The 20923-nt window shown below is 67.6% G+C and carries 20 protein-coding genes; 7 read left to right on the forward strand and 13 right to left on the reverse strand.

The features are described 5' to 3' along the window. Nucleotides 1–83: 83 nt before the first annotated feature. Nucleotides 84–2360 (reverse strand): bifunctional salicylyl-CoA 5-hydroxylase/oxidoreductase, encoded by a 2277-nt coding sequence (locus tag J0F76_RS12590; protein ID WP_207469921.1) that lies wholly within the window; start codon nt 2358–2360, stop codon nt 84–86. A gap of 267 nt (nt 2361–2627) precedes the next feature. Between J0F76_RS12590 and J0F76_RS12595 the strand changes: the two genes are divergently transcribed. Continuing rightward, nucleotides 2628–3044, forward strand: a complete 417-nt coding sequence (locus J0F76_RS12595; protein WP_207469923.1) for an acyl-CoA thioesterase — start codon at nt 2628–2630, stop codon at nt 3042–3044. A 76-nt stretch (nt 3045–3120) separates the two neighbouring features. On the opposite strand, the gene J0F76_RS12600 is transcribed toward J0F76_RS12595, so the two are convergent. After that, entirely contained in the window at nt 3121–3816 is a 696-nt protein-coding gene (locus tag J0F76_RS12600; protein WP_207469925.1) for a GntR family transcriptional regulator, read from the reverse strand. 168 nt (nt 3817–3984) lie between these two features. Here J0F76_RS12600 and J0F76_RS12605 point away from each other — a divergent pair, with 168 nt between their 5' ends. Together J0F76_RS12605 and J0F76_RS12610 are read left to right on the forward strand one after the other, a co-directional pair. Continuing rightward, nucleotides 3985–5052, forward strand: coding sequence for an ornithine cyclodeaminase (locus J0F76_RS12605; RefSeq protein ID WP_207469927.1), 1068 nt, complete (start codon nt 3985–3987; stop codon nt 5050–5052). Further along, entirely contained in the window at nt 5052–6242 is a 1191-nt protein-coding gene (locus J0F76_RS12610; RefSeq protein WP_207469929.1) for an amidohydrolase, read from the forward strand. Before J0F76_RS12605 ends, J0F76_RS12610 begins: the two co-directional genes overlap by 1 nt. A 12-nt stretch (nt 6243–6254) precedes the next feature. Here J0F76_RS12610 and pcaD read toward each other — a convergent pair whose 3' ends face one another. The 9 genes from pcaD to J0F76_RS12655 all read right to left on the reverse strand — a co-directional run bounded on the left by pcaD (nt 6255) and on the right by J0F76_RS12655 (nt 14755). Further along, nucleotides 6255–7052, reverse strand: coding sequence for a 3-oxoadipate enol-lactonase (gene pcaD / locus J0F76_RS12615; protein WP_207469931.1), 798 nt, complete (start codon nt 7050–7052; stop codon nt 6255–6257). Nucleotides 7053–7112: 60 nt separating this feature from the next. After that, nucleotides 7113–8441 (reverse strand): MFS transporter, encoded by a 1329-nt coding sequence (locus J0F76_RS12620; protein ID WP_207469933.1) that lies wholly within the window; start codon nt 8439–8441, stop codon nt 7113–7115. Nucleotides 8442–8474: 33 nt separating this feature from the next. Next, the gene (gene benD, locus J0F76_RS12625; RefSeq protein WP_207469936.1) at nt 8475–9260 is read right to left on the reverse strand and encodes a benzoate diol dehydrogenase BenD; all 786 of its coding nucleotides are present in this window, start codon (nt 9258–9260) and stop codon (nt 8475–8477) included. After that, nucleotides 9257–10276 carry a benzoate 1,2-dioxygenase electron transfer component BenC gene (benC, locus tag J0F76_RS12630; protein WP_207469938.1) on the reverse strand — a complete coding sequence of 340 codons (1020 nt, stop codon included), beginning with the start codon at nt 10274–10276 and terminating at the stop codon, nt 9257–9259. The genes benD and benC overlap by 4 nt, the downstream gene beginning before the upstream one ends. 34 nt (nt 10277–10310) lie before the next feature. After that, nucleotides 10311–10823, reverse strand: coding sequence for a benzoate 1,2-dioxygenase small subunit (gene benB / locus J0F76_RS12635; RefSeq protein WP_207469941.1), 513 nt, complete (start codon nt 10821–10823; stop codon nt 10311–10313). Beyond that, on the reverse strand, nt 10820–12172 hold the full coding sequence (locus J0F76_RS12640; RefSeq protein WP_207469945.1) for an SRPBCC family protein: 1353 nt from the start codon (nt 12170–12172) through the stop codon (nt 10820–10822). Before J0F76_RS12640 ends, benB begins: the two co-directional genes overlap by 4 nt. A 108-nt stretch (nt 12173–12280) precedes the next feature. Then, complete coding sequence (catA, locus tag J0F76_RS12645; RefSeq protein WP_207469947.1) at nt 12281–13219, reverse strand: catechol 1,2-dioxygenase; 939 nt, start codon at nt 13217–13219, stop codon at nt 12281–12283. 67 nt (nt 13220–13286) lie between these two features. Continuing rightward, nucleotides 13287–13577, reverse strand: coding sequence for a muconolactone Delta-isomerase (gene catC / locus J0F76_RS12650; RefSeq protein WP_207469949.1), 291 nt, complete (start codon nt 13575–13577; stop codon nt 13287–13289). Nucleotides 13578–13579: 2 nt separating this feature from the next. Beyond that, nucleotides 13580–14755 (reverse strand): muconate/chloromuconate family cycloisomerase, encoded by a 1176-nt coding sequence (locus tag J0F76_RS12655; RefSeq protein ID WP_207469950.1) that lies wholly within the window; start codon nt 14753–14755, stop codon nt 13580–13582. Nucleotides 14756–14921: 166 nt separating this feature from the next. On the opposite strand from J0F76_RS12655, the gene J0F76_RS12660 reads away from it, so the two are divergent. Further along, the gene (locus J0F76_RS12660) at nt 14922–15890 is read left to right on the forward strand and encodes a LysR family transcriptional regulator (RefSeq protein ID WP_207469951.1); all 969 of its coding nucleotides are present in this window, start codon (nt 14922–14924) and stop codon (nt 15888–15890) included. A gap of 48 nt (nt 15891–15938) precedes the next feature. Here the strand turns inward: J0F76_RS12660 and J0F76_RS12665 are convergent, their stop codons facing one another. Further along, nucleotides 15939–16382, reverse strand: coding sequence for a MarR family winged helix-turn-helix transcriptional regulator (locus tag J0F76_RS12665; RefSeq protein WP_207469952.1), 444 nt, complete (start codon nt 16380–16382; stop codon nt 15939–15941). Nucleotides 16383–16524: 142 nt separating this feature from the next. Here J0F76_RS12665 and hmgA point away from each other — a divergent pair, with 142 nt between their 5' ends. The 3 genes from hmgA to maiA all read left to right on the forward strand — a co-directional run bounded on the left by hmgA (nt 16525) and on the right by maiA (nt 19866). After that, on the forward strand, nt 16525–17886 hold the full coding sequence (gene hmgA / locus J0F76_RS12670; RefSeq protein ID WP_207469953.1) for a homogentisate 1,2-dioxygenase: 1362 nt from the start codon (nt 16525–16527) through the stop codon (nt 17884–17886). A 115-nt stretch (nt 17887–18001) separates the two neighbouring features. Then, a complete protein-coding gene (gene fahA / locus J0F76_RS12675) occupies nt 18002–19207 on the forward strand; it encodes a fumarylacetoacetase (RefSeq protein ID WP_207469954.1) in 1206 nt (401 codons plus the stop codon). Next, complete coding sequence (gene maiA / locus J0F76_RS12680) at nt 19204–19866, forward strand: maleylacetoacetate isomerase (protein WP_207469955.1); 663 nt, start codon at nt 19204–19206, stop codon at nt 19864–19866. The genes fahA and maiA overlap by 4 nt, the downstream gene beginning before the upstream one ends. A gap of 21 nt (nt 19867–19887) precedes the next feature. Here maiA and J0F76_RS12685 read toward each other — a convergent pair whose 3' ends face one another. After that, nucleotides 19888–20829, reverse strand: coding sequence for a LysR family transcriptional regulator (locus J0F76_RS12685; protein WP_207469956.1), 942 nt, complete (start codon nt 20827–20829; stop codon nt 19888–19890). Between the last annotated feature and the right edge of the window lie 94 nt (nt 20830–20923).

Consider the following 20923-nt stretch of genomic DNA (forward strand, 5'->3'; position numbering starts at 1 on the left):
GCCCGCGGCGGCCAGGGCACGCGCGCAGCAGGCGCCGACGCCCGAGCCGCCGCCCGTGACCAGTGCCCTGCGACCCGCCAGGCTCATGCCATGGCCCTTGCGCGTTCGGCCAGCGTGTTGGCCTGCCGCCGCCCGCCTTCATAGGGCGCGGGCCAGGCCTGTTCGATGTCGCCCAGATCCACCGCCGCGTGCAGGGTCCAGTAGGGATCGGCCAGGTGCGGGCGCGCCAGCAGGACCAGGTCGGCCCGTCCCGCCATCAGGATCGAGTTGACGTGGTCGGCCTCGTAGATGTTGCCCGCGACCATCGTGGGCACGCCCAGGTCGTTGCGGATGCGGTCGCTGAAGGGCGCCTGGAACATGCGGCCGTAGACGGGCTGTTCCGCCTTGTCGGTCTGGCCCGAGGACACGTTGATCGCGTCCGCCCCCGCGTCGCGGAACATCCGCGCCACCTCGACCGCCTCGGCGGGCATGACGCCCCCCTCGATCCAGTCATGGGCCGAGATGCGCACCGTCATCGGCTTGCCTTCGGGCCACGCCGCGCGCATCGCCGCAAAGACCTCCAGCGGGAAGCGCATCCGGTTTTCCAGGCTGCCCCCGTATTCGTCCGTCCGCCGGTTCGTGACCGGGGAAATGAACGAGGCCAGCAGATAGCCGTGCGCCGCGTGCATCTCGACCATGTCGAAGCCCGCCCGGTCGGCGGTCCTCACGGCCTCGACGAACTGTGCCTTGACCGCATCCATGTCGGCGCGGTCCATGGCCTTCGGCACGACGCTTTCCGGCAGGTAGGGCAGCGCCGAGGCCGAGATCAGCGGCCAGCCGCCAGAGGCCACCGGCTTGTCGATGCCTTCCCAGGCCAGGCGCGTCGCCCCCTTGCGGCCCGCATGGCCGATCTGGGCGCAGATCTTGGCGTCCGTTTCCGCGTGGACGAAGTCGGTCAGGCGCTTCCACGCGGCTTCCTGGTCGGGACCGATGCAGGGGCAGCCCGGCGTGATGCGGCCTTCGGGGGACACGCACAGCATCTCGGTGAAAACCAGGCCCGCGCCGCCCTTGGCGCGTTCGGCATAGTGGACGAAATGCCAGTCGGTCGGGTTGCCGTCCACGGCCTTGTACTGCGCCATGGGCGAGACGACGACGCGGTTGGCCAGCCGCATGTCGCGCAACTGGAACGGCGCGAACATCGGCCGGCGGGTGGATCGGTTGCCCGCGCGGGCCTGGAACCACGCCTCGGCCTCGCCCAGCCATTCGGGATCGCGCAGGCGCAGGTTCTCGTGCCCGATGCGCTGGCTGCGCGTCAGCAGCGAATAGGTGAACTGGGTCAGATCCAGATCCAGGTAGCGCTCGACCTCCTCGAACCACTCGGTCGAGTTGCGCGCGGCCGAGGTGACGCGCAGAACCTGCAACTGGCGCGCTTCCTGGTAATCCGCCAGCGCCCGGTCCAGCGGCTTGCCCGCGTTCAGTTCGTCTGCAAGGGCGATGGCGCTTTCCATGCCCAGCTTCGATCCCGACCCGATCGAGAAATGCGCCGTGGCCGAGGCATCGCCCAGCAGGACGACATTGTCGAAATGCCAGTTCTCGCAGGTGACGCGCGGAAAGCGTATCCAGGCGGAACCCCGGATGTGATTGGCGTTTGACATCAGGCTGTGACCGCCCAGATGGCGGGCGAAGATCCTTTCGCACAATGCCATGCTGTCGGCCTGCGACATCGACCCGAAGCCGAAGGCCTCGAAGGTCTCGGGACCGCATTCGACGATGAACGTCGCGGTGTCGGCGTCGAACTGATAGGCGTGCGCCCAGATCCAGCCGTGCTCGGTCTGTTCGAAGATGAAGGTGAAGGCGTCGTCGAACTTCTGCTTCGTGCCCAGCCAGACGAAATGGTTGCGGCGCATGTCGATCTGCGCCCCGAACCTGTCCGCATAGACCTGCCGGGTGCGGGAATTGAGCCCGTCGGCCGCCACCACCAGATCGTGGCTGGCGCGCAGGTCCTCGATCGCGCCGGCATCCATGTCCGACTGGAACACCAGTTCGACCCCCAGTTGCCGCGCCCGTTCCTGCAACAGCAGCAGCAGCTTCATCCGGCCGATGCCGCAGAAGCCGTGCCCGCCCGAGGTCATGCTCTCACTGCCCCGCACCACCTTCACGTCGTCCCAATAGGCGAAGCTGTCGCGGATCATCGCCTCGCTGACGGGATCGTTCTCGCCGAAATTGCCCATCGTCTCGTCCGACAGCACCACGCCCCACCCGAAGGTGTCGTCGGGACGGTTGCGTTCATACACAGTGATGTCGTGGCTTGCGTCACGCAGCTTCATCGAGATCGCGAAGTAAAGCCCGGCAGGGCCACCCCCCAGAACGGCGATTTTCATGTCGTGCTTCCCAAGCTGATGCGGATGCCGCAATATGTTTTAGGTATAAAACGAAATGGTGGGGCCACTGTCAAGCATGGCGGCATCGAAGCGCACAGGTTTTTACGCCTCCGCCAAGATGGATGACGGATCAGGGGGCCCTTGTCTCCGGTGATCGGGACACTGCCGGGATGTTGCGTATTGACAGGTCGGCAGCGGGTCCTATTCTTCAAGCATGAATTAATTGCACCGGCATCTTGCCACGGGTGCCATGCCGAAAGAGACACCATGCCCTTCACGATTTCCAAGCCGCTGCGATTCGGTGACTGCGACCTGACCGGAATTGCCTATCACCCGGCCTATCTGTCGATGCTGGTCGACGTCAACGAGGCGATGTTCGCCTCGACCGGCGTGACCTGGAAGGAGATCATGTTCGAACGCCGCCTGGGCCTGCCGACGCTGTCGATGAACATCCTGTTCACCAAGCCCGCCATGTATGGCGACGTGCTCGACTTCGTGGTCCATGTCCGCAACATCGGCCGCTCGTCGCTGGATCTCGAGACGGTGGTGACGGTGCGCGGCGACGTCATCTGGACCATCCGCCAGAAGATCGTCCTGACCTCGCTGGAAACCCACAAGTCCACGCCCTGGCCCGACGACATCCGCGCCGGCCTGCAGATGTATCTGGAAACCGAGGACGCCTGACGCCTGCGTCCTTCGATCCCCGGGGGTGACATGCCGCCCCCCGGATCGGCCGGTTCCCTTGCGCCTGACCGCCGATTCATCGGCCCTGGGCTGCCCCCTTGCCGCGATGGCGGGAGGCGGCGAACCGCGGCGCGACATCCTCCAGCCAATAGGCGGCATCGTCCTGCATGATGGCTTCCGCCGTTGCCGCGTCGCGCGCGGCCATCGCAGACCAGAACCGGCGCTGCGTGTCGATGATGCGCTCGATGCGCTCGGCTATGTCGTCTGCATCGACAAGGGCCGCGACGATGAAGAACCGGCGATAAAGCGATAGCGCCATTTCGGCCAGGTAGCGGTTGTGGACATGGCCCAACATGCGCTGCCGGAAGGCGAGCAGGCTTTCCGAGAAGGACGGCGTGCCTTCCAGGACGATGCTGTCCACGTCCTCCAGGATGGCGCGGCAGGTATCCGCATCCGAATAGGTCATGAAGTCGCGGATCAACGCCTGGCTGATCAAGGGGCTGACCTCGTAAAGCTCGACGATCTCCTGGTCGGTCGGCTCCGTGACATAGAAGCCCAGGCGCGGCCGGCTTTGTGTCAGGCCAAGGCCCTCAAGCTCGCGCAGCGCCTCGCGGACCGGGCCGCGGCTGACGCCCAGCTGCTCGGCCAGATGCACCTCGTTGAGGCGGGCGCCGGGACGCAGGGCGCCGGTCGTGATCAGGCGGAGCATCTCGTTCCGGACCGTTTCGGACAGGCTGGCCGGAGCCGCGAGACGCGCGATGACGGCTTTCATGGGCTTCTCCGATCGACCGGACCAACCCCTGCATAGCCCCGTTCGTCGAGACCGTCAACTGTCGACAGTTTACAGAAAGGGGCGCCTCGCGTAAGCTGCCGGGGTCTACCCTTCGCAGAACCGCGCCGCCCCGCCCGCCTTGGTGGCAGCCGTCCAAAAGGAAAAACCATGTCCCTGCCCCTGCCCGGCCCGATGAGCCTTGTTCCCTTTGTCAGCGTCGAGACAATGATGCGGATCGTGCTGGAGCAGGGCGTCGAGCGCATCCTTGTCGATCTTGCCGCCTATATCGAGGAGGATTTCCTGCGCTGGGAACAGTTCGACAAGACGCCCCGGGTCGCCGCCCATTCCCCCGAGGGCGTGATCGAGCTGATGCCTGCCTCGGACGGGCGCAGCTACGGCTTCAAATACGTCAACGGCCATCCCAGGAACATCCGGACCGGGCGCCAGACCGTGACCGCCTTCGGCGTGCTGGCGGATGTCGAAACCGGCTATCCGGTCCTTCTGACCGAGATGACGATCCTGACCGCGTTGCGCACGGCCGCGACCTCGGCCGTGGTGGCGAAGCATCTGGCGCCCAAGGGGGCCAAGGTCATGGCGATGATCGGAAACGGCGCGCAGTCGGAATTCCAGTGCCTGGCCTTCAAGGCCATCTGCGGCATCGACACCGTCCGCCTTTACGACATCGACGGAAAGGCCACCGAGAAGGCGGCCCGGAACCTTGCGGGCAAGGGGCTGACCGTCGTTCCCTGCGCCTCTGCCGAACAGGCCATCGAGGGCGCGCAGATCATCACCACCTGCACCGCCGACAAGCAGTATGCGACCATCCTCGGCGACAACATGGTGGGCAGCGGGGTCCACATCAACGCCATCGGCGGGGACTGCCCCGGCAAGACCGAACTGCACCGGGACATCCTGGCCCGGTCCGAAATCTTCGTGGAATACCCGCCACAGACCCGGATCGAGGGCGAGATCCAGCAGCTTGCCCCCGACCATCCCGTGACCGAGATCTGGCAGGTCATGGCCGGCAAGGCCCCCGGCCGCCGCGACGGCACGCAGATCACGCTGTTCGACTCGGTCGGGTTCGCGACCGAGGATTTCAGCGCCCTGCGCTATCTCAGGGACATCCTGGCAAGCCGCCAGGACCTGCAGATGCTGGATCTGCTGGCCGACCCCGACGACCCGCGCGACCTGTTCGGCATGATCGAGCGCTATGGCAAGGCCGTGGAGGCCGCCTGATGACGATCACCGCCGGCGTCCCGCTGCCGACCGATGCCGACATCGAGGTCCTGACCCGCCTTCGGCACGACCTTCACCGGCACCCCGAACTGTCGGGCCAGGAACGGCGCACGGCGGCGACGATTGCGGCCTTTCTGCGGGAAACCGTCCCTGACAGGATCATCACGGGGATCGGCGGCCATGGCGTCGCCGCGATCTATGACAGCGGCAGGCCCGGTCCGCGCGTCCTGCTGCGCTGCGAACTGGACGGCCTGCCCATCGCGGATCTGGCCGACGTGCCCCACCGTTCGACTGTGGCGGGCCAGGGCCACCAGTGCGGTCATGACGGGCACATGGCGATGGTGTCGTCCATGGCGCTTGTCCTTGGCCGGCGCCGCCCGTCACGCGGCGCGGTGATCCTGATGTACCAGCCCGCCGAGGAAGACGGGTCGGGCGCCCGCGCGGTGGTCGGCGATCTGGCCTTTGCCGCCCTGAGGCCCGACCATGCCTTCGCCATCCACAACATGCCCGGCATCCCGCTTGGCCGGGTGCTGATCAAGGACGGCCCGGTCTGCTGCGCCTCGCGCGGGATGATGCTGCGGCTGACGGGCAGGACCGCCCATGCCTCGCAGCCGGAAACGGGCGTCTCGCCCATGGCGGCCGTCGCGCGGCTGATGACGGGACTGGCGGCGCTGGCAAGCCCGCCCGGCACCGCGACCGGCGATCCCGGCTTCACCCTTGTCACGGTGACGCACGCCACCATGGGAGTTCCGGCGTTCGGCGTCGCCCCCGGCGAGGCCAGCCTGTTCGCCACCTTGCGGACGCTGACCGACGACGGCATGGCCCGGCTGGTGGACCGCGCCGAGGCGCTTGCCCGCGAGGTTGCCCGCGACGAGGGGCTGGCGCTGGAGATCGGCCATGCCGATGTCTTCGTCACCACGGAAAACGATGCCCATGCCGCATCCGTCGTGCGCCGGGCCCTGGACAGGATCGGCCTGCCCCATGAACCCGGCCTGCTGCCGATGCGCGCCTCCGAGGATTTCGGCCAGTTCGGCCATGGCGCCCGGGCGGCGATCATGCTGCTGGGCGCGGGCGAGGACAGGCCCGCCCTGCACAATCCCGACTACGACTTTCCCGACGGCCTGATCCCGGTGGGCGCCCGCATCCATGCGGCGATCCTGGCCGAGATCGGCTTGTTCGAGGATGCGTAAGCCCCCGGGCCCCTAGCGGCGCAAGGCACCGGAGCCGAGGAATTCCCGAAGAACGGCGTTGAAGCGGGAGGGCGATTCCCGGTTCACGATGTGGCGGCCCGGCAGGGAAACATGCCGCCCGTCCTGCACGCCGCCTGCGATGGCCTCCAGATCGGCGGGCGGGCAGACCGGGTCGTCATCGCCCGAGATCGCCAGGACGGGCACCGCGATGCGCGACAGGTCGCCGCGCAGATCCGCGCCGGCAAGCGCGGCGCAGCAGCCGGCATAGCCATCGACCGACGTCGCGGCAAAGCTGCCCAGGATCGCGTCGACCGCCGCGGGCCGGGCCTTGCGGAAGGCGGGGGTGAACCAGCGGTCCGCCGTCGCGGGGACCAGGCTGGCCAGGCCGTTCGCCCGGACCTCGTCGATGCGGGCGGTCCAGCTTTCCGCCGTCCCGATCCGCGCCGCCGTGGCGCAGACGACCAGCCGGTCCAGTCGCGGCCCGGCGTGGATGCCCAGCCATTGCCCGGTCAGCCCGCCGATGGACAGCCCGCAGAAATGGCTGCGCGCGATGGACAGGGCGTCCCACAACGCGATCACGTCACCGCCCAGATCTGCCAGACCATAGGGCGGCTGCGGCGTGCCGGACTGGCCATGCCCGCGCCGGTCATGGCGCAGGATGCGGAAATCCTGTGCCAGATCGGCCACCTGGGCGTCCCACATGCGCAGGTCGGTGCCCAGCGAATTGCAGAAGGTCAGCCAGGGCTTGTCCCCGTCCGCACCGTCGATGCGGTAGTGAACACGGTGGGTCGGCAGGTCCAGATAGGGCATGTCGGGCTTTCCGGAAATGAAGACGCGCGGCAGTGCCGCGCGCCGAGGGTGAGGAGCCGATCAGGCGGCGGCAAGCTGCGCGCTTTCGCGCGCGCGGTTGTTCGCCAGTGCGAAGACCAGCATCGCCAGCGCCGAGACCGCCGCCGGGACGGCGAAGATCAGGAAGTTCTGGCCCAGCGGCAGTTCGCGCGCCAGCAGCACGCCGCCCAGGGTCGGCCCGACGATGGCGCCGATCCGCCCCACGCCCGAGGCCCAGCCGAGGCCCGCGCCCCGGACCGACAGGTTGTAAAGCTGCGCGACGCTGGCATAGAGCAGGATCTGCGTGCCGATGGTGGTCGCGCCGGCGACAAAGACCAGAGCGAACAGCAGCACGGGCGCCGGGTTGGCCCCGACAAGGGCGATGGACAGCGCGGCGGCGGCGAAATAGGCCACCACCACCTTGGGCAGCCCGAAGCGGTCGCCCAGACGGCCGCCCATGATCGCCCCCGCCATGCCGCCGAAGTTCAGGCTGAACAGCGACAACAGGCTGGCGCGTTCGGCATAGCCTGCCTCTTGCAGGACCTTGGGCAGCCAGGACGACAGCAGATAGACCAGAAGCAGGCAGCAGAAGAAGGACAGCCACAGCATCAGCGTGCGCAGCGCACGGCCGTGGCGGAACAGTTCCAGGGCGGAAGCCGAGGCGCCCTTGGCCTCGGTGAAGACCAGCCGGTCGTCGGCGGCCAGAGGCGTTCCCGACACCTTGGCGAAGATGCGCTTCGCCTCTTCCTGTTTGCCCTGGCGCAGCAGGAAGCCCAGCGATTCCGGCAGCTTCCACAGGATCAGCGGCAGCAGGGCCAGCGGAATGGCGGCGATGAAGAACATCGGCTGCCAGCCGAAGTTCGGGATCAGGCCGATGCCCAGGCCCGCCGCGACCATGCCGCCCACCGAATAGCCGGAAAACATCAGCGCGACCATCGTGCCGCGCAGGCGTTTGGGGGCGTATTCGTTCATCAAGGCCACGGCGTTGGGCATCAGCCCGCCGCAGCCCAGACCGGCGATGAACCGGAAAATCTTGAACTGCTCGGGCGAGGTGGCGAAACCTGTCATCACCGTGGCCGAGGTGAACAGCACGAAGCTGATCGCCACGCCCTTCTTGCGCCCGATCCGGTCGGCCAGCGGCCCCAGGATCAGCGCCCCGAACATCATCCCGAACAGCGCCCAGGCTTGCAGCGCGCCCGCCTGCGGCTTGGTCAGGCTCCATTCCGCGATCAGGGTGGGCAGCACCGTGCCCGCGACGAACACGTCGTATCCGTCCACGACCAGCAGCGCGCCGCACAGCGCCACCACCATCCATTGAAAACTGCCGAACGGGCCCCGCTCTATGGCCTCGGTCACGTCGATGTCGCGCATTCCTTTTCTCCTCCCTGTTTTATTGAAATCCGGTCAGCCATTGTCGCCTCCCGCGACGGGCAGCACGGTTGCGGTGATGTAGGACGCCTCGTCCGAGGCCAGGAACAGGATCGGCGCGGCCTGTTCCTCGATGGTGCCATAGCGCTTCATGAAGGCCGACTCCCGCACCTGGGTCACGACCTCGGCCATCCACCGCCGTTCGTCGGCGTTGTCGCCGTCCGCGTTGCGCGGGATGCGGCGGGGCGGGGCCTCGGTCCCGCCGGGGGCGGTGGCGACCACGCGGATATTCAAGGGCGCCATCTCCATTGCCAGCGCCTGCGTGATGGCGTTCACGCCGCCCTTGGCCGCCGAATAGGGCACCCGGTGGATGCCGCGCGTGGCATTGGACGACACGTTGACGATGGTGCCGCCGCCCCGCGCCGTCAGATGCGGCAGGACCGCGCGGCAGCAATAGAGGGTCGGCATCAGGGACCGGCGGATCTCGGCGTCGATCTGGGCGGGTTCGAATTCGGCAAAGGGCCGCATCCGGATCGCGCCGCCCACGTTGCTGATCAGGATGTCGATGCCGCCGAAGGTGTCCGCCGCATGGCGCATCGCCGCATCGGCGCCGTCCCAGGTTTCCAGGTCGGCGACGAAGCCGGAAGCCCCGTCGCCGGCCTCGGCCGCGACATCGGCCACGAAGTCGGCGCGGTCCACCAGCAGCACCTTGCCCCCTTCGGCGGCCGCGCGCAGCGCCACGGCGCGACCGATCCCCTGCGCGGCCCCGGTCACGACCAGGATCTTGCCCGCGAAGCGTCCGGCAAAGACGGCGCCGGTCATGCGATGGCCTTCAGGGGCGCGTTGGGGGTGAACTTCTCGTAGTGGAAGGAGGCGGGCCTGATGCCGTTGTCGTCCAGATAGTGGCGGACGGCATCGACCATCGGCGGGGGACCGCACAGATAGACCTCGACGCCGGGGGTGGCCAGCATCTCCTCGGGCATGTGCTGCGTGACCCAGCCCTTGCGCGGGTGGTCCGAGGCCGGGTCCGCCACGACGGTGGCGAAGGTGAAGTTCGGCAGCCGCTTGGCATAGGCCGCGATCTGGTCCACCAGCACCAGATCCTGGTCGCGCGTGACGCCATAGATCAGGTGGACGTGCCGGCGCGATCCGGCCCGCGCCAGAACCTCCAGCATCGACAGGAAGGGCGCAAGGCCCGTGCCGCCCGCCAGGAACAGCAGGGGACCATCGCCGTCGCGCAGGTAGAAGCTGCCCATCGGCCCGGTCAGGGCCAAGGTGTCGCCGGGCTTGGCGCAGGACAGCCAGTTGCCCATCAGCCCGCCGGGGATCTTCTTGATCAGGAAGCCGAGGCTGCGTTCACCCGGCGCGGTGCTGAAGGAATAGGACCGATGGTCGCCCCCGCCCGGCACGTCGATGTTGACGTACTGCCCCGGCAGGAAGACGGGGGCGTCCCCCGCCTCCAGTTCCAGCACCACGGCGGCGTCGTGATGCGGCTCGATCCGGGTGACGGTCGCCGCGAAGGTCTGCTGGCCCGTCTTGCAGGACGCCGCCGTCACCGGCACCGACAGCACGCAGTCGGACGACGGCACCATCTGGCAGGTCAGGACCAGACCTTCCGCGGCCTCGTCCTCGGTCAGGGCGTCCTCGATATAGTCCTCGCCCAGGTCATAGCTGCCGCTTTCGGCCCGGCACTTGCAGGTGCCGCAAACGCCGTCGGAACAATCCATCGGCAGGTTGATCTTGTTGCGGAAGGCGGCATCAAGCACCTTCTCGCCCGGCTTGCAATCGACGAAGCGGGTGATCCCGTCCTCGAAATTCAGCGCGATGGTATAGCACATGGTCGCCTCCTCCTTGCGGTGTGCTGGGGTGGGGTCAGACGTGGTAGACGTCGATGACCTGGCGGATGTAGTCGTTCTTCAGGACGATCTTCTTGGCCGCGATCACTATGCCGCCGTCCGTCCGGCGCAGGGTCACGAACATGGTGCCGAAGAACTGGTCGGTGGTCTTGTAGCGGTGGTTCAGCGTGTGGAAATTGTAGCGCACGTCCACCTCGGACCCGCGATCCGCCACCACCTCGACGTTGCTGACGGTGTGGCTGGTGCGCGGTTCCGGCGTGGATGCGCCCGACCGTTCGGTCTTGATGCGGAAGACGCGGTCCTCCAGCCCCTCGCGGTTGGGATAGTAGATCAGCGAGATCTGGGACTGCGGGTCCTCGGTGACCTGGTCGTTGTCGTCCCAGGCGGGCATCCAGTAGGACGCGTCGGGCGCATAGCAGGTCAGCCATTCGTCCCACTGCCGGTCGTCCAGCAGGCGCGCCTCGCGATACAGGAAGGCGCAGATGGCGTTGTAGTCCAGGCCGGTGCTGATGGCGTGATCCAGGCTCATGCCGCTTCTCCCTTCTTCTCGGTGGCCAGCGCGTCGCGCATGACCCTGGCCCAGTATTCGTGCTGGCAGACGAACAGCCCCTCGTCCTCGCTGCGCTCGCCCGAGATCAGCGGCTTCAGGCCCATGCGGCGGGCGTTCTCGTCCGGCCCGTGGACCCACAGCGGCGCGCCGCGCGACATGTCGTTCCACAAGGGTGCGGCATAGGCCGTCTGGCAGGCGCGGAACTCCTCCAGGTCGTCGGACGTGCCCATGCCCGAGACGTTGAAGAAGTCCTCGTACTGGCGGATGCGGTGGGCGCGGTTCTCGGCCGACTCGCCCTTGGGGGCGAAGCAGAAGATGGTGACTTCGGTCTTGTCCACGGACAGCGGGCGGACGACGCGGATCTGGGTGCTGAACTGGTCCATCAGGAACACGTTCGGGTAAAGGCACAGGTTTCGCGTCTGGTTGACGATGAAACCCGCCTTGTCCTCGCCCAGACGGGCCACAAGATCGTCGCGGCGGTTCCAGACGGGCCGGACCTCGGGGTTCTTCGTGTTGGTCCACAGCAGGATGTGGCCGTTGTCGAAGCCATAGACGCCCGCGACCGATTTCGACCAGCTGTTCGCGTCCACCGCCTTGGTGCCGGTCTCGCTGCGGCGGTCCATGGTGGTGGCATAGTTCCAGTGGACCGAGCTGACGTGGTAGCCGTCGCAGCCGTTCTCCATCTGCAACTTCCAGTTGCCGTCGTAGATGTAGGACGAATTGCCGCGCAGAACCTCCAGCCCCTCGGGGGCCTGATCGACGATCTGGTCGATGATGACGGTGGTTTCCCCCAGGTATTCCGTCAGCGGCGCGACATCGGCGTTGAGGCTGCCGAACAGGAAGCCGCGATAGCTTTCGAAGCGGGCCACGCGGGTCAGGTCGTGGGAACCATGCTGGTTGAACTGGTCGGGATATTGCGTGGTCCTGGCGTCCTTCACCTTCAGCAGCTTGCCGGTGTTGGAAAAGGTCCAGCCGTGGAACGGGCAGGTGAAGCTGCCCTTGTTGCCCTGCTTGCGGCGGCACAGCATCGCGCCCTTGTGGGCGCAGGCGTTGATGACGGCGTTGAGCGACCCGGTCTTGTCGCGGGTGATGACGACCGGCTGGCGGCCGATCCAGGCGGTGTAATAGTCGTTGATGTCCGGGATCTGGCTTTCATGCGCCAGATAGACCCAGTTGCCTTCGAAGATGTGCTTCATCTCCAGCGCGTACAGATCCTCGTTCGTGAAGATGTCGCGGCGGCAGCGGAACAGGCCGGCCTCGGCGTCGTCCTGGACGGCGACGTCCAGCAGGTGGTCCAGGTCGCGGGCCTTTTCGATGATCGCGGACATGAGTTCTCCTCCTCCAGAGGCGGCGATGACGGCCAGGCCCCTGCCATGATGTCGGTGATGATAGGGTGGGGTGGGCGGCCTCCCCTCCGGCGGCCGCCCGGGGCGCCGTCAGGCGGCGGCGCGGCGGCGCTGTTCGTTGACCTGGTTGTCCAGGCCGTCCACCAGCGCGGTCAGGTGGATGTCGAAGGCGATCTCGGCGAAGGGACCGTTCAGGCCGTTGGCCCGGATGCTGTCCTCGTCCGTGCGTTCCACGACATGCGGCACCAGGCCTTCGCGGGTGGCATAGGCGAAATCGTCGTCGATCAGCGGATCGCCCTCGATGTTGATCTGGGTGGTCAGCTTGCGGTGGCCGTCGGCGCTGATGAAGAAGTGGATATGTGCCGGACGCTGGCCGTGGCGGCCAAGGGCCGTCAGCAGCTTCTCGGTCGGGCTTCCCGGAGGCACGCCATAGCCCGAGGGCAGGATGCTCTGGAACCTGTAGCGGCCGTTTTCATCCGCGATGATCGTGCGGCGCATGTTGAAGGGCGCCTGCTTGCCGGTGGGGTCGAAATGCGAATAGAAGCCGCGCGTGTCGCAGTGCCAGACCTCGACCTTGGCGCCGGCCAGCGGCTTGCCGTCGGACCCGTGGACCGTGCCGTGCATGACCAGCGTGTGGCCGTCGGCATCAGAGCCGTCGTCAAGGCGCGCGAAGCCGACCGATTCCGGGGCGCCTGCGACATACAGCGGGCCTTCGATGGTGCGGGGTGTCGGGTTCTCGATCCCCAGTTCGGCGTCGATGGCGTCCAGGCGCTCGTCCAGGAAGTGATCGACCCCCAGGCCCGGGGAGATCAGGCCCGCCTGACCGGCGGCGCCCAGGTCGTTCAGCCAGGCCACGCCCATCCAGTATTCGTCGGGGGTGATGTTCAGGTCGTCGATGGCGCGGAACAGATCCGACATCAGGCGATGCGTGATCTCTTTCATGCGCGGATTGCCGTAGGTGTTGTTCAGGCCGCTGAGTTCCTTCAGGAACGCCTGCACGTCGGGGCGGTCGAAGATGGTGACAGTCATTCGTTTCTCCTCCTGGATTCGCTTGGAAACTGGGTGGGACCGGCCCCTCCGCCGGTCCTTGGGGGTGTCAGCTGTCATCCTCGCGGATGGCGGACGGGTGGCGCAGCAGGGGCGTGACCTTGATTTCCATGAAGGGAAACAAGGGGAGGCCCGACAGGATGTCGTGCAGTTCGGCATTGTCGCGGACATCGAAGATGCTGACGTTGGCGTACTGCCCGGCGATCCGCCAGATGTGGCGCCATTTCCCCTGGCGCTGCAGATCCTGCGAATAGGCCTTCTCGCGGGCCAGGATATCCGCCCGTTCGTCGGCGGGCAGGTCGCGGGGCAGCGTCACGTCCATGGTCACTTGATAAAGCATCGTCACACCTTGATCGTCTTGCGGATGCCGTCGCGGGCGAAGAAGGCCACGCGGTCCTCGTCCAGCGTCACGCCCAGGCCGGGGCCGTTCGGCACGGTCAGTTCGAAGTCGCTGTAGTCCAGCGGCGTTTGCAGGATCTCCTCGGTCAGCAGCAGGGGGCCGAACAGTTCGGTGCCCCATTGCAGATTGGCGAAGGTCGCGAAGGCATGGGCCGAGATCACCGTGCCCACCGCGCCTTCCAGCATGGTGCCGCCGTAGAGGCCGATCCCCGCCGCGTCCGCGATGGCCGCGACCCGCAACGCATTGAAGGCGCCGCCGCTTTGTTCCAGCTTGACGGCAAAGACGTCGGCGCCCTGCACGCGCGCCAGGTCGAAGGCGCTTTCCGGTCCGGTCAGCGATTCATCGGCCATCAGCGCCACGGGGAAGCGGCGCACCAGCCGCGTCAGGGCCGCAGCGGACGCCACCGGCTGTTCCACCAGTTCGCAGCCGGCATCGGCAAGCGCCGCCATGCCGTAAGCCGCCTCGCCCTCGGACCAGGCCATGTTGACGTCGACGCGCACCGCGGCGCGGTCGCCAAGCGCGGCCTTGATCGCACCCACATGGGCGATGTCGTCGCGCAGCGGGCGCGCGCCGATCTTCAGCTTGAAGACGCGGTGGCGGCGCAGGTCCAGCATCCGCTCGGCCTCGGCGATGTCGCGGGCCGTGTCGCCCGAGGCCAGCGTCCAGGCTACCGGCAGCCGGTCGCGGCGGCGTCCGCCCAGAAGCTCGCTCACGGGCAGGCCGAGGCGCTTGCCCTGGGCGTCCAGCAGGGCGGTTTCCACGGCGGACTTGGCGAAGCGGTTGTCCTTCACCATCCTGCCGATCCGCGCCATCAGCGCCTGCACCCGCGTCGCGTCCTGGCCCAGCATCACCGGCGCGAACCAGCAATCGATGTTGGTCTTCATGCTTTCGGGGCTTTCGCCGCCATAGGCCAGGCCGCCGATGGTCGTGCCCTCGCCCACGCCGGTGATCCCGTCGCTGCAATGGACGCGGACCAGCATCAGCACCTGGCCGTTCATGGTCGCGACCGACAGCTTGTGCGGCCGGATGGTGGGCAGGTCTAGGATCACCGTGTCGACCCGCGTCACGACAGGGACGGCGGCAAGGGATGTGGCAAGGGGGGCGTATGGCTGGTTCATGACGGCAGAATGCCTGCAAATCCCGCCGCCCGTCCAAGATCATTTGTGTTTGCCGTGATACCTTCAGGGTATTATCATGAAGGAAACATGAACCTTCAGCGGCTTGCTGCGGCGCGGCATACCCGCGACGGACGTGTTCCTGACGGTTCGGGGCTGGGGGACAGGCATGGATCTGCGACAATTGCGATACTTCGCCGCCGTCGCACGAGAGCGGAACTTCACCCGCGCGGCCGAGATCCTGCACATCGCCCAGCCGCCGCTCAGCCGCCAGATCCAGCTGCTGGAAGAGGAACTGGGCGTCGCCCTGATCATCCGCAAAAGCCGTCCGATCAAGCTGACCGATGCGGGGCGGCTGTTCTATGAACAGGCGCTTCAGGTGCTGGGGCGCGTGGACCAGATGAAGGACGCGACGCGCCGGGTGGGGATGAACCGCAACCGGGTGCTGTCCATCGGCTTCGTGGCCTCGACCCTGTATGGCGGGCTGCCGGTCCTGGTCCGGAAGCTGCGGCAGAACGCGCCGGAACTGGACATCCAGCTGCTGGAGATGCTGTCGATCCAGCAGATCCCCGCGCTGAAGGAAGGACGCATCGACCTCGGCTTCGGGCGGCTGAAGCACAGCGACCCGAATGTCGCCAGCACCGTCCTGCGCGAGGAACGATTGGTCGCGGCCCTTCCCCAGGACACGCCCCTCGCGCGCGAGGACGCGCCGCTGCCCTTGTCCGCCATCGGCGGGCAAAGGCTGATCGTCTATCCCAAGGAGCCCCGGCCCAGCTATGCCGATCAGGTTCTGGGCATCCTGCAGGACGAGGACGTGCGCCCGGCCGACGTGCTGGAGGTCCGCGAAATCCAGACCGCGCTTGGCCTGGTCGCCGCGGATTCGGGGATCTGCATCATTCCCTCGTCGGCCCGGCAGATGCGGTCGGACGTGCGGTATCGCGTGATCGACAGTCCCCGGGCGATTTCCCCGGTCATCCTGAACCACCGGGCAGGCGACGGATCGCGCTATCTGGAACTGGTCAAGACGCTGATCCGCGACATGTATTCCGAAAACCCCGCCTGGCTGGAGGCGAACAACGTCCGTCCCGCACAGGCGCAGGATCGGCAGCCGGACGCCCCGGGACAACAAGGGTCTTGACCACCGGACGGTCGTCTGCCGGGACCGCGCGGCGGCCGGCCGCCCCGCTCAGGGTGCAGGTGTCCGATCCTGACCCGAGGCGACCAGCCGGTCCAAGGCACGGGACAGATCCGGGGCGGCATCGCCCAGATCGGCCAGCAGATCGGCCTGGAACTTTTCGGCCAGAACCTCAAGGCGGTTCATCAGGGCGCGGCCCCGGGGCGTCAGGCGCAGCACGACAAGGCGCCGGTCGGTGTCATGGCCGGTCTTCCCGACCAGACCCGCTTCCTCCAGTCGGGTGGCGGCTCGGCTGACCATGGACTTGTCGAGGTTCACGCGGCGATGGATGTCGCGGACGCTGACCTCGCCGCCTTGTCCCAGATGCGCCAGCACCCGCCATTCCGGGATCGTCAGCCCTGCTTCGGCAGCGTATCGGGCCGCGAATCGTCGGCTGACCTGCGCGGCGGCGACCGACAGGCGGTAAGGCAGGAACTGGTCGAGATCGAATACCATGCGCGTCTCCGTTCCCGGGAAATCAGCAGAAAACCGGGGCGCGGACAACCGGAAAGGTGCGGCGCGCGCCGGCGTTGACATCGTTGCCGATGCAACGGTATGATCATTGCATCAGCAACGATTTTGGGGGAGGAGCACCCGAATGACGATCCAGCAACTACCCGCCGGCATGATCCGCGCGACCGGACCGCAGGGCGCGCATCAGGGCTACATGCCGGGCTTCGGCAACGACTTCGAGACCGAGGCCCTGCCCGGCGCCCTGCCCCAGGGCCAGAACAGCCCGCAGAAGTGCAACTACGGCCTTTACGCCGAGCAGCTCTCGGGCACCGCCTTCACCGCGCCGCGCGGCCAGAACGAGCGGACCTGGTGCTATCGCATCCGCCCGTCGGTCCATCACACGGGACGGTTCGCACCCATCGAGGTGCCCTTCTGGAAGACCGCGCCCAACGTGCTGCCCAACGTGACCAGCCTGGGCCAGTACCGCTGGGACCCGATCCCGGTGCCGGACGCGGACCTGACCTGGATCACCGGGATGCGCACCATCACCACGGCGGGCGACGTGAACATCCAGGTGGGCATGGCGTCCCACGTCTACCTGGTCACGCAGTCGATGGTGGACGAATACTTCTTCTCGGCCGACAGCGAGTTGCTGGTGGTGCCGCAGGAAGGCCGGCTGCGCTTTTGCACCGAACTGGGCGTCATCGACCTGGAGCCCAGGGAGATCGCCATCCTGCCGCGCGGCCTCGTCTACCGGGTCGAGGTGCTGGAAGGCCCCGCCCGCGGCTTCGTGTGCGAGAACTACGGTCAGAAGTTCGACCTGCCGGGCCGCGGCCCGATCGGCGCCAACTGCCTGGCCAATCCCCGCGACTTCAAGTGCCCGGTCGCGGCTTTCGAGGACCGCGAGACACGGTCCCGCGTGGTCATCAAGTGGTGCGGACAGTTCCACGAAACCTGGATCGGCCATTCGCCCCTGGACGTGGTGGCCTGGCACGGCAACTACTGCGCCTACAAATACGACCTGCGCACCTATTCGCCGGTGGGCGCGATCCTGTTCGACCATCCCGACCCGTCGATCTTCACGGTGCTGACCGCGCCTTCGGGCCAGGAAGGGACCGCGAATATCGACTTCGTGCTGTTCCGCGAACGCTGGATGGTGGCCGAGCATTCCTTCCGCCCGCCCTGGTACCACAAGAACATCATGTCGGAACTGATGGGCAACATCTACGGCATCTATGACGCCAAGCCCCAGGGATTCGCGCCGGGCGGCATCAGCCTGCACAACTGCATGTTGCCCCACGGCCCCGACCGCGACGCCTTCGAGGGCGCCTCGAATGCCGAGCTGCGCCCCGAGAAGCTGGACAACACCATGTCCTTCATGTTCGAGACGCGCTTTCCCCAGCACCTGACCGAATACGCCGCCCGCGAGGCGCCGATGCAGCAGGAATACATGGAGGTGTGGCAGCGTCTGGAGAAGAAGTTCGACGGCACGCCCGGCGAGAAGTGACGCGCCCCAAGGCCGGGGGACTTCACGTCCCGTCGCCGGCTGGTTCTCGAACCAGTGGCGCACCAGCCGGCAACCCCCCTGTGGGATATTTTGACCAAAGCAAAGGAGGCCGGAAATGGCCCTGATCCGGTCCCGGGTGGACAGCGCCAATGCGGCGGACTGCCCCTTCCCCCTCAACAACCTGCCCTACGGGGTGTTCTCGACAGCGGGCGAGGCGCCGCGCTGCGGGGCGGCCATCGGCGACATGATCGTCGATCTGGCGGCCTGCGAGGCGCGGGGGCTGCTGGATGCGGGCGGCACCTTCGCACAGGACGCCTTGAACGGCTTCATGGCCCTGGGCCGGGCCCGGTGGGACGCGGTCCGCGCGCGGCTGACCGAACTGCTGGCCGAAGGCGCGGCGCCGGACCTGCCGCTGGTGCCGATGGCCGGGGCCACCCTGCACCTGCCGATCCGGGTGACGGAATACACCGACTTCTATGCGTCCCGGAACCACGCCTTCAACGTGGGCGTGCTGTTCCGGGGGCCGGAGAACGCCCTGCCCGCGCAGTGGACGCACATGCCCATCGGCTATAACGGCCGCGCCTCGTCGGTGGTGGTGTCGGGCACGCCGATCCGCCGCCCGATGGGACAGTTGAAGGGCGAGGCCGGCCCCCGCTGGGCGCCCTGCGAGCGCCTCGACCTGGAGCTGGAACTGGGCGCGGTCGTCGGCGCGCCGAGCGCCTTGGGCAGCCGCGTCAGCGTCGAGGAGGCCGAGGCGATGATCTTCGGCTATGTGCTGCTGAACGACTGGTCGGCGCGCGACGTCCAGGCTTGGGAGTACCAGCCGCTGGGCCCGTTCCAGTCCAAGGCCTTGGGCACCACCATCGGCGCCTGGATCGTGACGCAGGCCGCACTGGAGCCGTTCCGCAGCCCCGGCGCCCCCCGCGCCAACCCGCTGCTGCCCTACCTGCAGGAAAGCCGCCCCGGCCTTTACGACCTGGAGATCGGCTGGTCCATGAACGGGCAGGTCATGGCGCGCACCAACTACAACGTGATGTATTATTCGTCGGCGCAGCAGCTGGCCCATCACACCAGTTCGGGCTGCCCGATGCGGGTGGGCGACCTCTTGGGCTCGGGCACCATCAGCGGGCCGACGCCCGACCAGACCGGCGCGCTGCTGGAAATGACCGGGGGCGGCAAGACCCCCGTCACCGTCAACGACGCGGCCCGCACCTTCATCCAGGACGGCGACACCGTCGCGCTGTTCGCCACGGCCAAGGGCGAGGGCTACACCATCGGCTTCGGCCCCTGCACCGGCACCATCCTGCCGGCCCGGCCATGAGCGTGGTGCTGCACGACTACTGGCGCTCCTCGGCGTCCTACCGGGTGCGGATCGCGCTGAACCTCAAGGGCATCGGTTACGGCCGGGTGCCTGTCGATCTGGTTGCGGGGGAGCAGCGCGGCCCCGATCACCGGGCGCTGAACCCGCAGGGGCTGGTGCCGGTGCTGCGGATCGACGGGCTGGTGCTGACGCAGTCGCTCGCCATCCTCGACTACCTGGAGGAAACCCGCCCCGAGCCGCCCTTGCTGCCCGCCGACCCGGCCGGGCGCGCGCGGGTCCGCGCCCTCTCGCAGGCCATCGCCTGCGAGATCCACCCCGTGGCCAACCTGCGCGTCCTCGACCGCGTCGAGGCTCTGGCCGGACCCGCAGCCCGCGCCGACTGGACCCGCGACACCATCGCCGCGGGGCTGGAGGCCGTCGAGGCGCTGCTGGACCACCCCGCCTTCACCGGCCGCTTCTGCCACGGCGACACCCCGACCCTGGCCGACTGCACCCTGGTCCCCCAGCTCTACAACGCCTCCCGCTGGAGCGTCCCCTGCGGCCACCTGCCCCGCATCACGGCCGTCGCCAGCACCTGCGCAAGCCATCCGGCCTTTGACCAGGCCCACCCGGAGCGCTGCAAACCCGCAAAGGTCCAGGCCGCCGGTCCCGGGCGATGACCTCTGCGGCGGTCGGGCGTGCTATCCCGAACCCGTCAGGCTTTCCCCCGGCCAGCGGCCCTCGGCCACGGCTTCGGCCAGGACGGCAAGGACAAGCCCGGCCATCTCGTCATCCACCCGCCGCCTCGGCTGGTTTGCCGGCGTCACAAGATACAGGCTCCGGTTCAGTTCGGGCTGGATGATCTTGCGGGCGTGAAGACTGCCCCGGGCAAGATCGGCGGCCACCGTCGCGCGCGCGAGGATCGAGCAGCCCAGCCCCGCCCGCATCGCCTGGATCAGCGCGCTGAGCGATTCGATTTCAAGCTGCGGATGCGGGGTGATCTGGCGGCGCAGGAACTGGCTGTGCACGATCGACCGCGAGGAGCGGACCAGGTTCAGCGCCAGCACCTTGCCCTGCGGCAGGTCGTCGAAGGGGATCGGGGTGTTCTCGGGCCCGATCATCTGCGGAAGGCCGACAAGATACAGGTGCTCGTTCAGGATCGGCCGGGCGTTGAACCGGCTGTCGTCGGGCGGCTGGTAGGCCACGGCAAGGTCGATCTCTCCGCGCAGCATCATCGCCAGAAGGTTGCCGCTGACGCTTTCGACAATGGACAGGTGCATTCCGGGCAACTGCCTGGCCGCGCGCTGCATGATCGTCAGGGCCGCCACCTCGGTCGCGGTGTGGCACAAGCCCAGCACGAAGGGCCCCGACGCCTGTTCCGTGAAGTCGCGGACGTCGGTCTCGGCCCGCTCCAGCGCGCCAAGGATGGCCTGGGCGTGTTCGTTGAGCCGCTCGCCTGCGGGGGTCAGCGTCACGCCGCGCGGGCGGCGGTCGAACAGGCGCACCCCCAGCAGCGCCTCGAGTTCGGCCATGTGATGGCTGAGCGCGGATTGCGCGACGCCCAGTTCCTCGGCCGCGTGGCCCATCACGCCGGTCCGGGCGATCCGGGCGAAATAGCGAAGCTGGCGCAGGCTCAGCGGCATGGGTGCAGCCTTCTGGTTTTCAGAAACCGTATATCTGAATCTTCTATTTGTGTGAAGCCCGCCCGCTTGGCACCTTCCATCCCGAGGAACGGGA

This window comes from Paracoccus fontiphilus, assembly GCF_017356265.1.
Taxonomy (GTDB): domain Bacteria; phylum Pseudomonadota; class Alphaproteobacteria; order Rhodobacterales; family Rhodobacteraceae; genus Paracoccus; species Paracoccus fontiphilus.

Excerpts from the sequence above, each read along its gene's own strand:
- J0F76_RS12590 (WP_207469921.1), bottom strand. The coding sequence starts at position 2,360 with ATGAAAATCGCCGTTCTGGGGGGTGGCCCTGCCGGGCTTTACTTCGCG.
- J0F76_RS12595 (WP_207469923.1), top strand. The coding sequence starts at position 2,628 with ATGCCCTTCACGATTTCCAAGCCGCTGCGATTCGGTGACTGCGACCTG.
- J0F76_RS12600 (WP_207469925.1), bottom strand. The coding sequence starts at position 3,816 with ATGAAAGCCGTCATCGCGCGTCTCGCGGCTCCGGCCAGCCTGTCCGAA.
- J0F76_RS12605 (WP_207469927.1), top strand. The coding sequence starts at position 3,985 with ATGTCCCTGCCCCTGCCCGGCCCGATGAGCCTTGTTCCCTTTGTCAGC.
- J0F76_RS12610 (WP_207469929.1), top strand. The coding sequence starts at position 5,052 with ATGACGATCACCGCCGGCGTCCCGCTGCCGACCGATGCCGACATCGAG.
- pcaD (WP_207469931.1), bottom strand. The coding sequence starts at position 7,052 with ATGCCCTATCTGGACCTGCCGACCCACCGTGTTCACTACCGCATCGAC.
- J0F76_RS12620 (WP_207469933.1), bottom strand. The coding sequence starts at position 8,441 with ATGCGCGACATCGACGTGACCGAGGCCATAGAGCGGGGCCCGTTCGGC.
- benD (WP_207469936.1), bottom strand. The coding sequence starts at position 9,260 with ATGACCGGCGCCGTCTTTGCCGGACGCTTCGCGGGCAAGATCCTGGTC.
- benC (WP_207469938.1), bottom strand. The coding sequence starts at position 10,276 with ATGTGCTATACCATCGCGCTGAATTTCGAGGACGGGATCACCCGCTTC.
- benB (WP_207469941.1), bottom strand. The coding sequence starts at position 10,823 with ATGAGCCTGGATCACGCCATCAGCACCGGCCTGGACTACAACGCCATC.
- J0F76_RS12640 (WP_207469945.1), bottom strand. The coding sequence starts at position 12,172 with ATGTCCGCGATCATCGAAAAGGCCCGCGACCTGGACCACCTGCTGGAC.
- catA (WP_207469947.1), bottom strand. The coding sequence starts at position 13,219 with ATGACTGTCACCATCTTCGACCGCCCCGACGTGCAGGCGTTCCTGAAG.
- catC (WP_207469949.1), bottom strand. The coding sequence starts at position 13,577 with ATGCTTTATCAAGTGACCATGGACGTGACGCTGCCCCGCGACCTGCCC.
- J0F76_RS12655 (WP_207469950.1), bottom strand. The coding sequence starts at position 14,755 with ATGAACCAGCCATACGCCCCCCTTGCCACATCCCTTGCCGCCGTCCCT.
- J0F76_RS12660 (WP_207469951.1), top strand. The coding sequence starts at position 14,922 with ATGGATCTGCGACAATTGCGATACTTCGCCGCCGTCGCACGAGAGCGG.
- J0F76_RS12665 (WP_207469952.1), bottom strand. The coding sequence starts at position 16,382 with ATGGTATTCGATCTCGACCAGTTCCTGCCTTACCGCCTGTCGGTCGCC.
- hmgA (WP_207469953.1), top strand. The coding sequence starts at position 16,525 with ATGACGATCCAGCAACTACCCGCCGGCATGATCCGCGCGACCGGACCG.
- fahA (WP_207469954.1), top strand. The coding sequence starts at position 18,002 with ATGGCCCTGATCCGGTCCCGGGTGGACAGCGCCAATGCGGCGGACTGC.
- maiA (WP_207469955.1), top strand. The coding sequence starts at position 19,204 with ATGAGCGTGGTGCTGCACGACTACTGGCGCTCCTCGGCGTCCTACCGG.
- J0F76_RS12685 (WP_207469956.1), bottom strand. The coding sequence starts at position 20,829 with ATGCCGCTGAGCCTGCGCCAGCTTCGCTATTTCGCCCGGATCGCCCGG.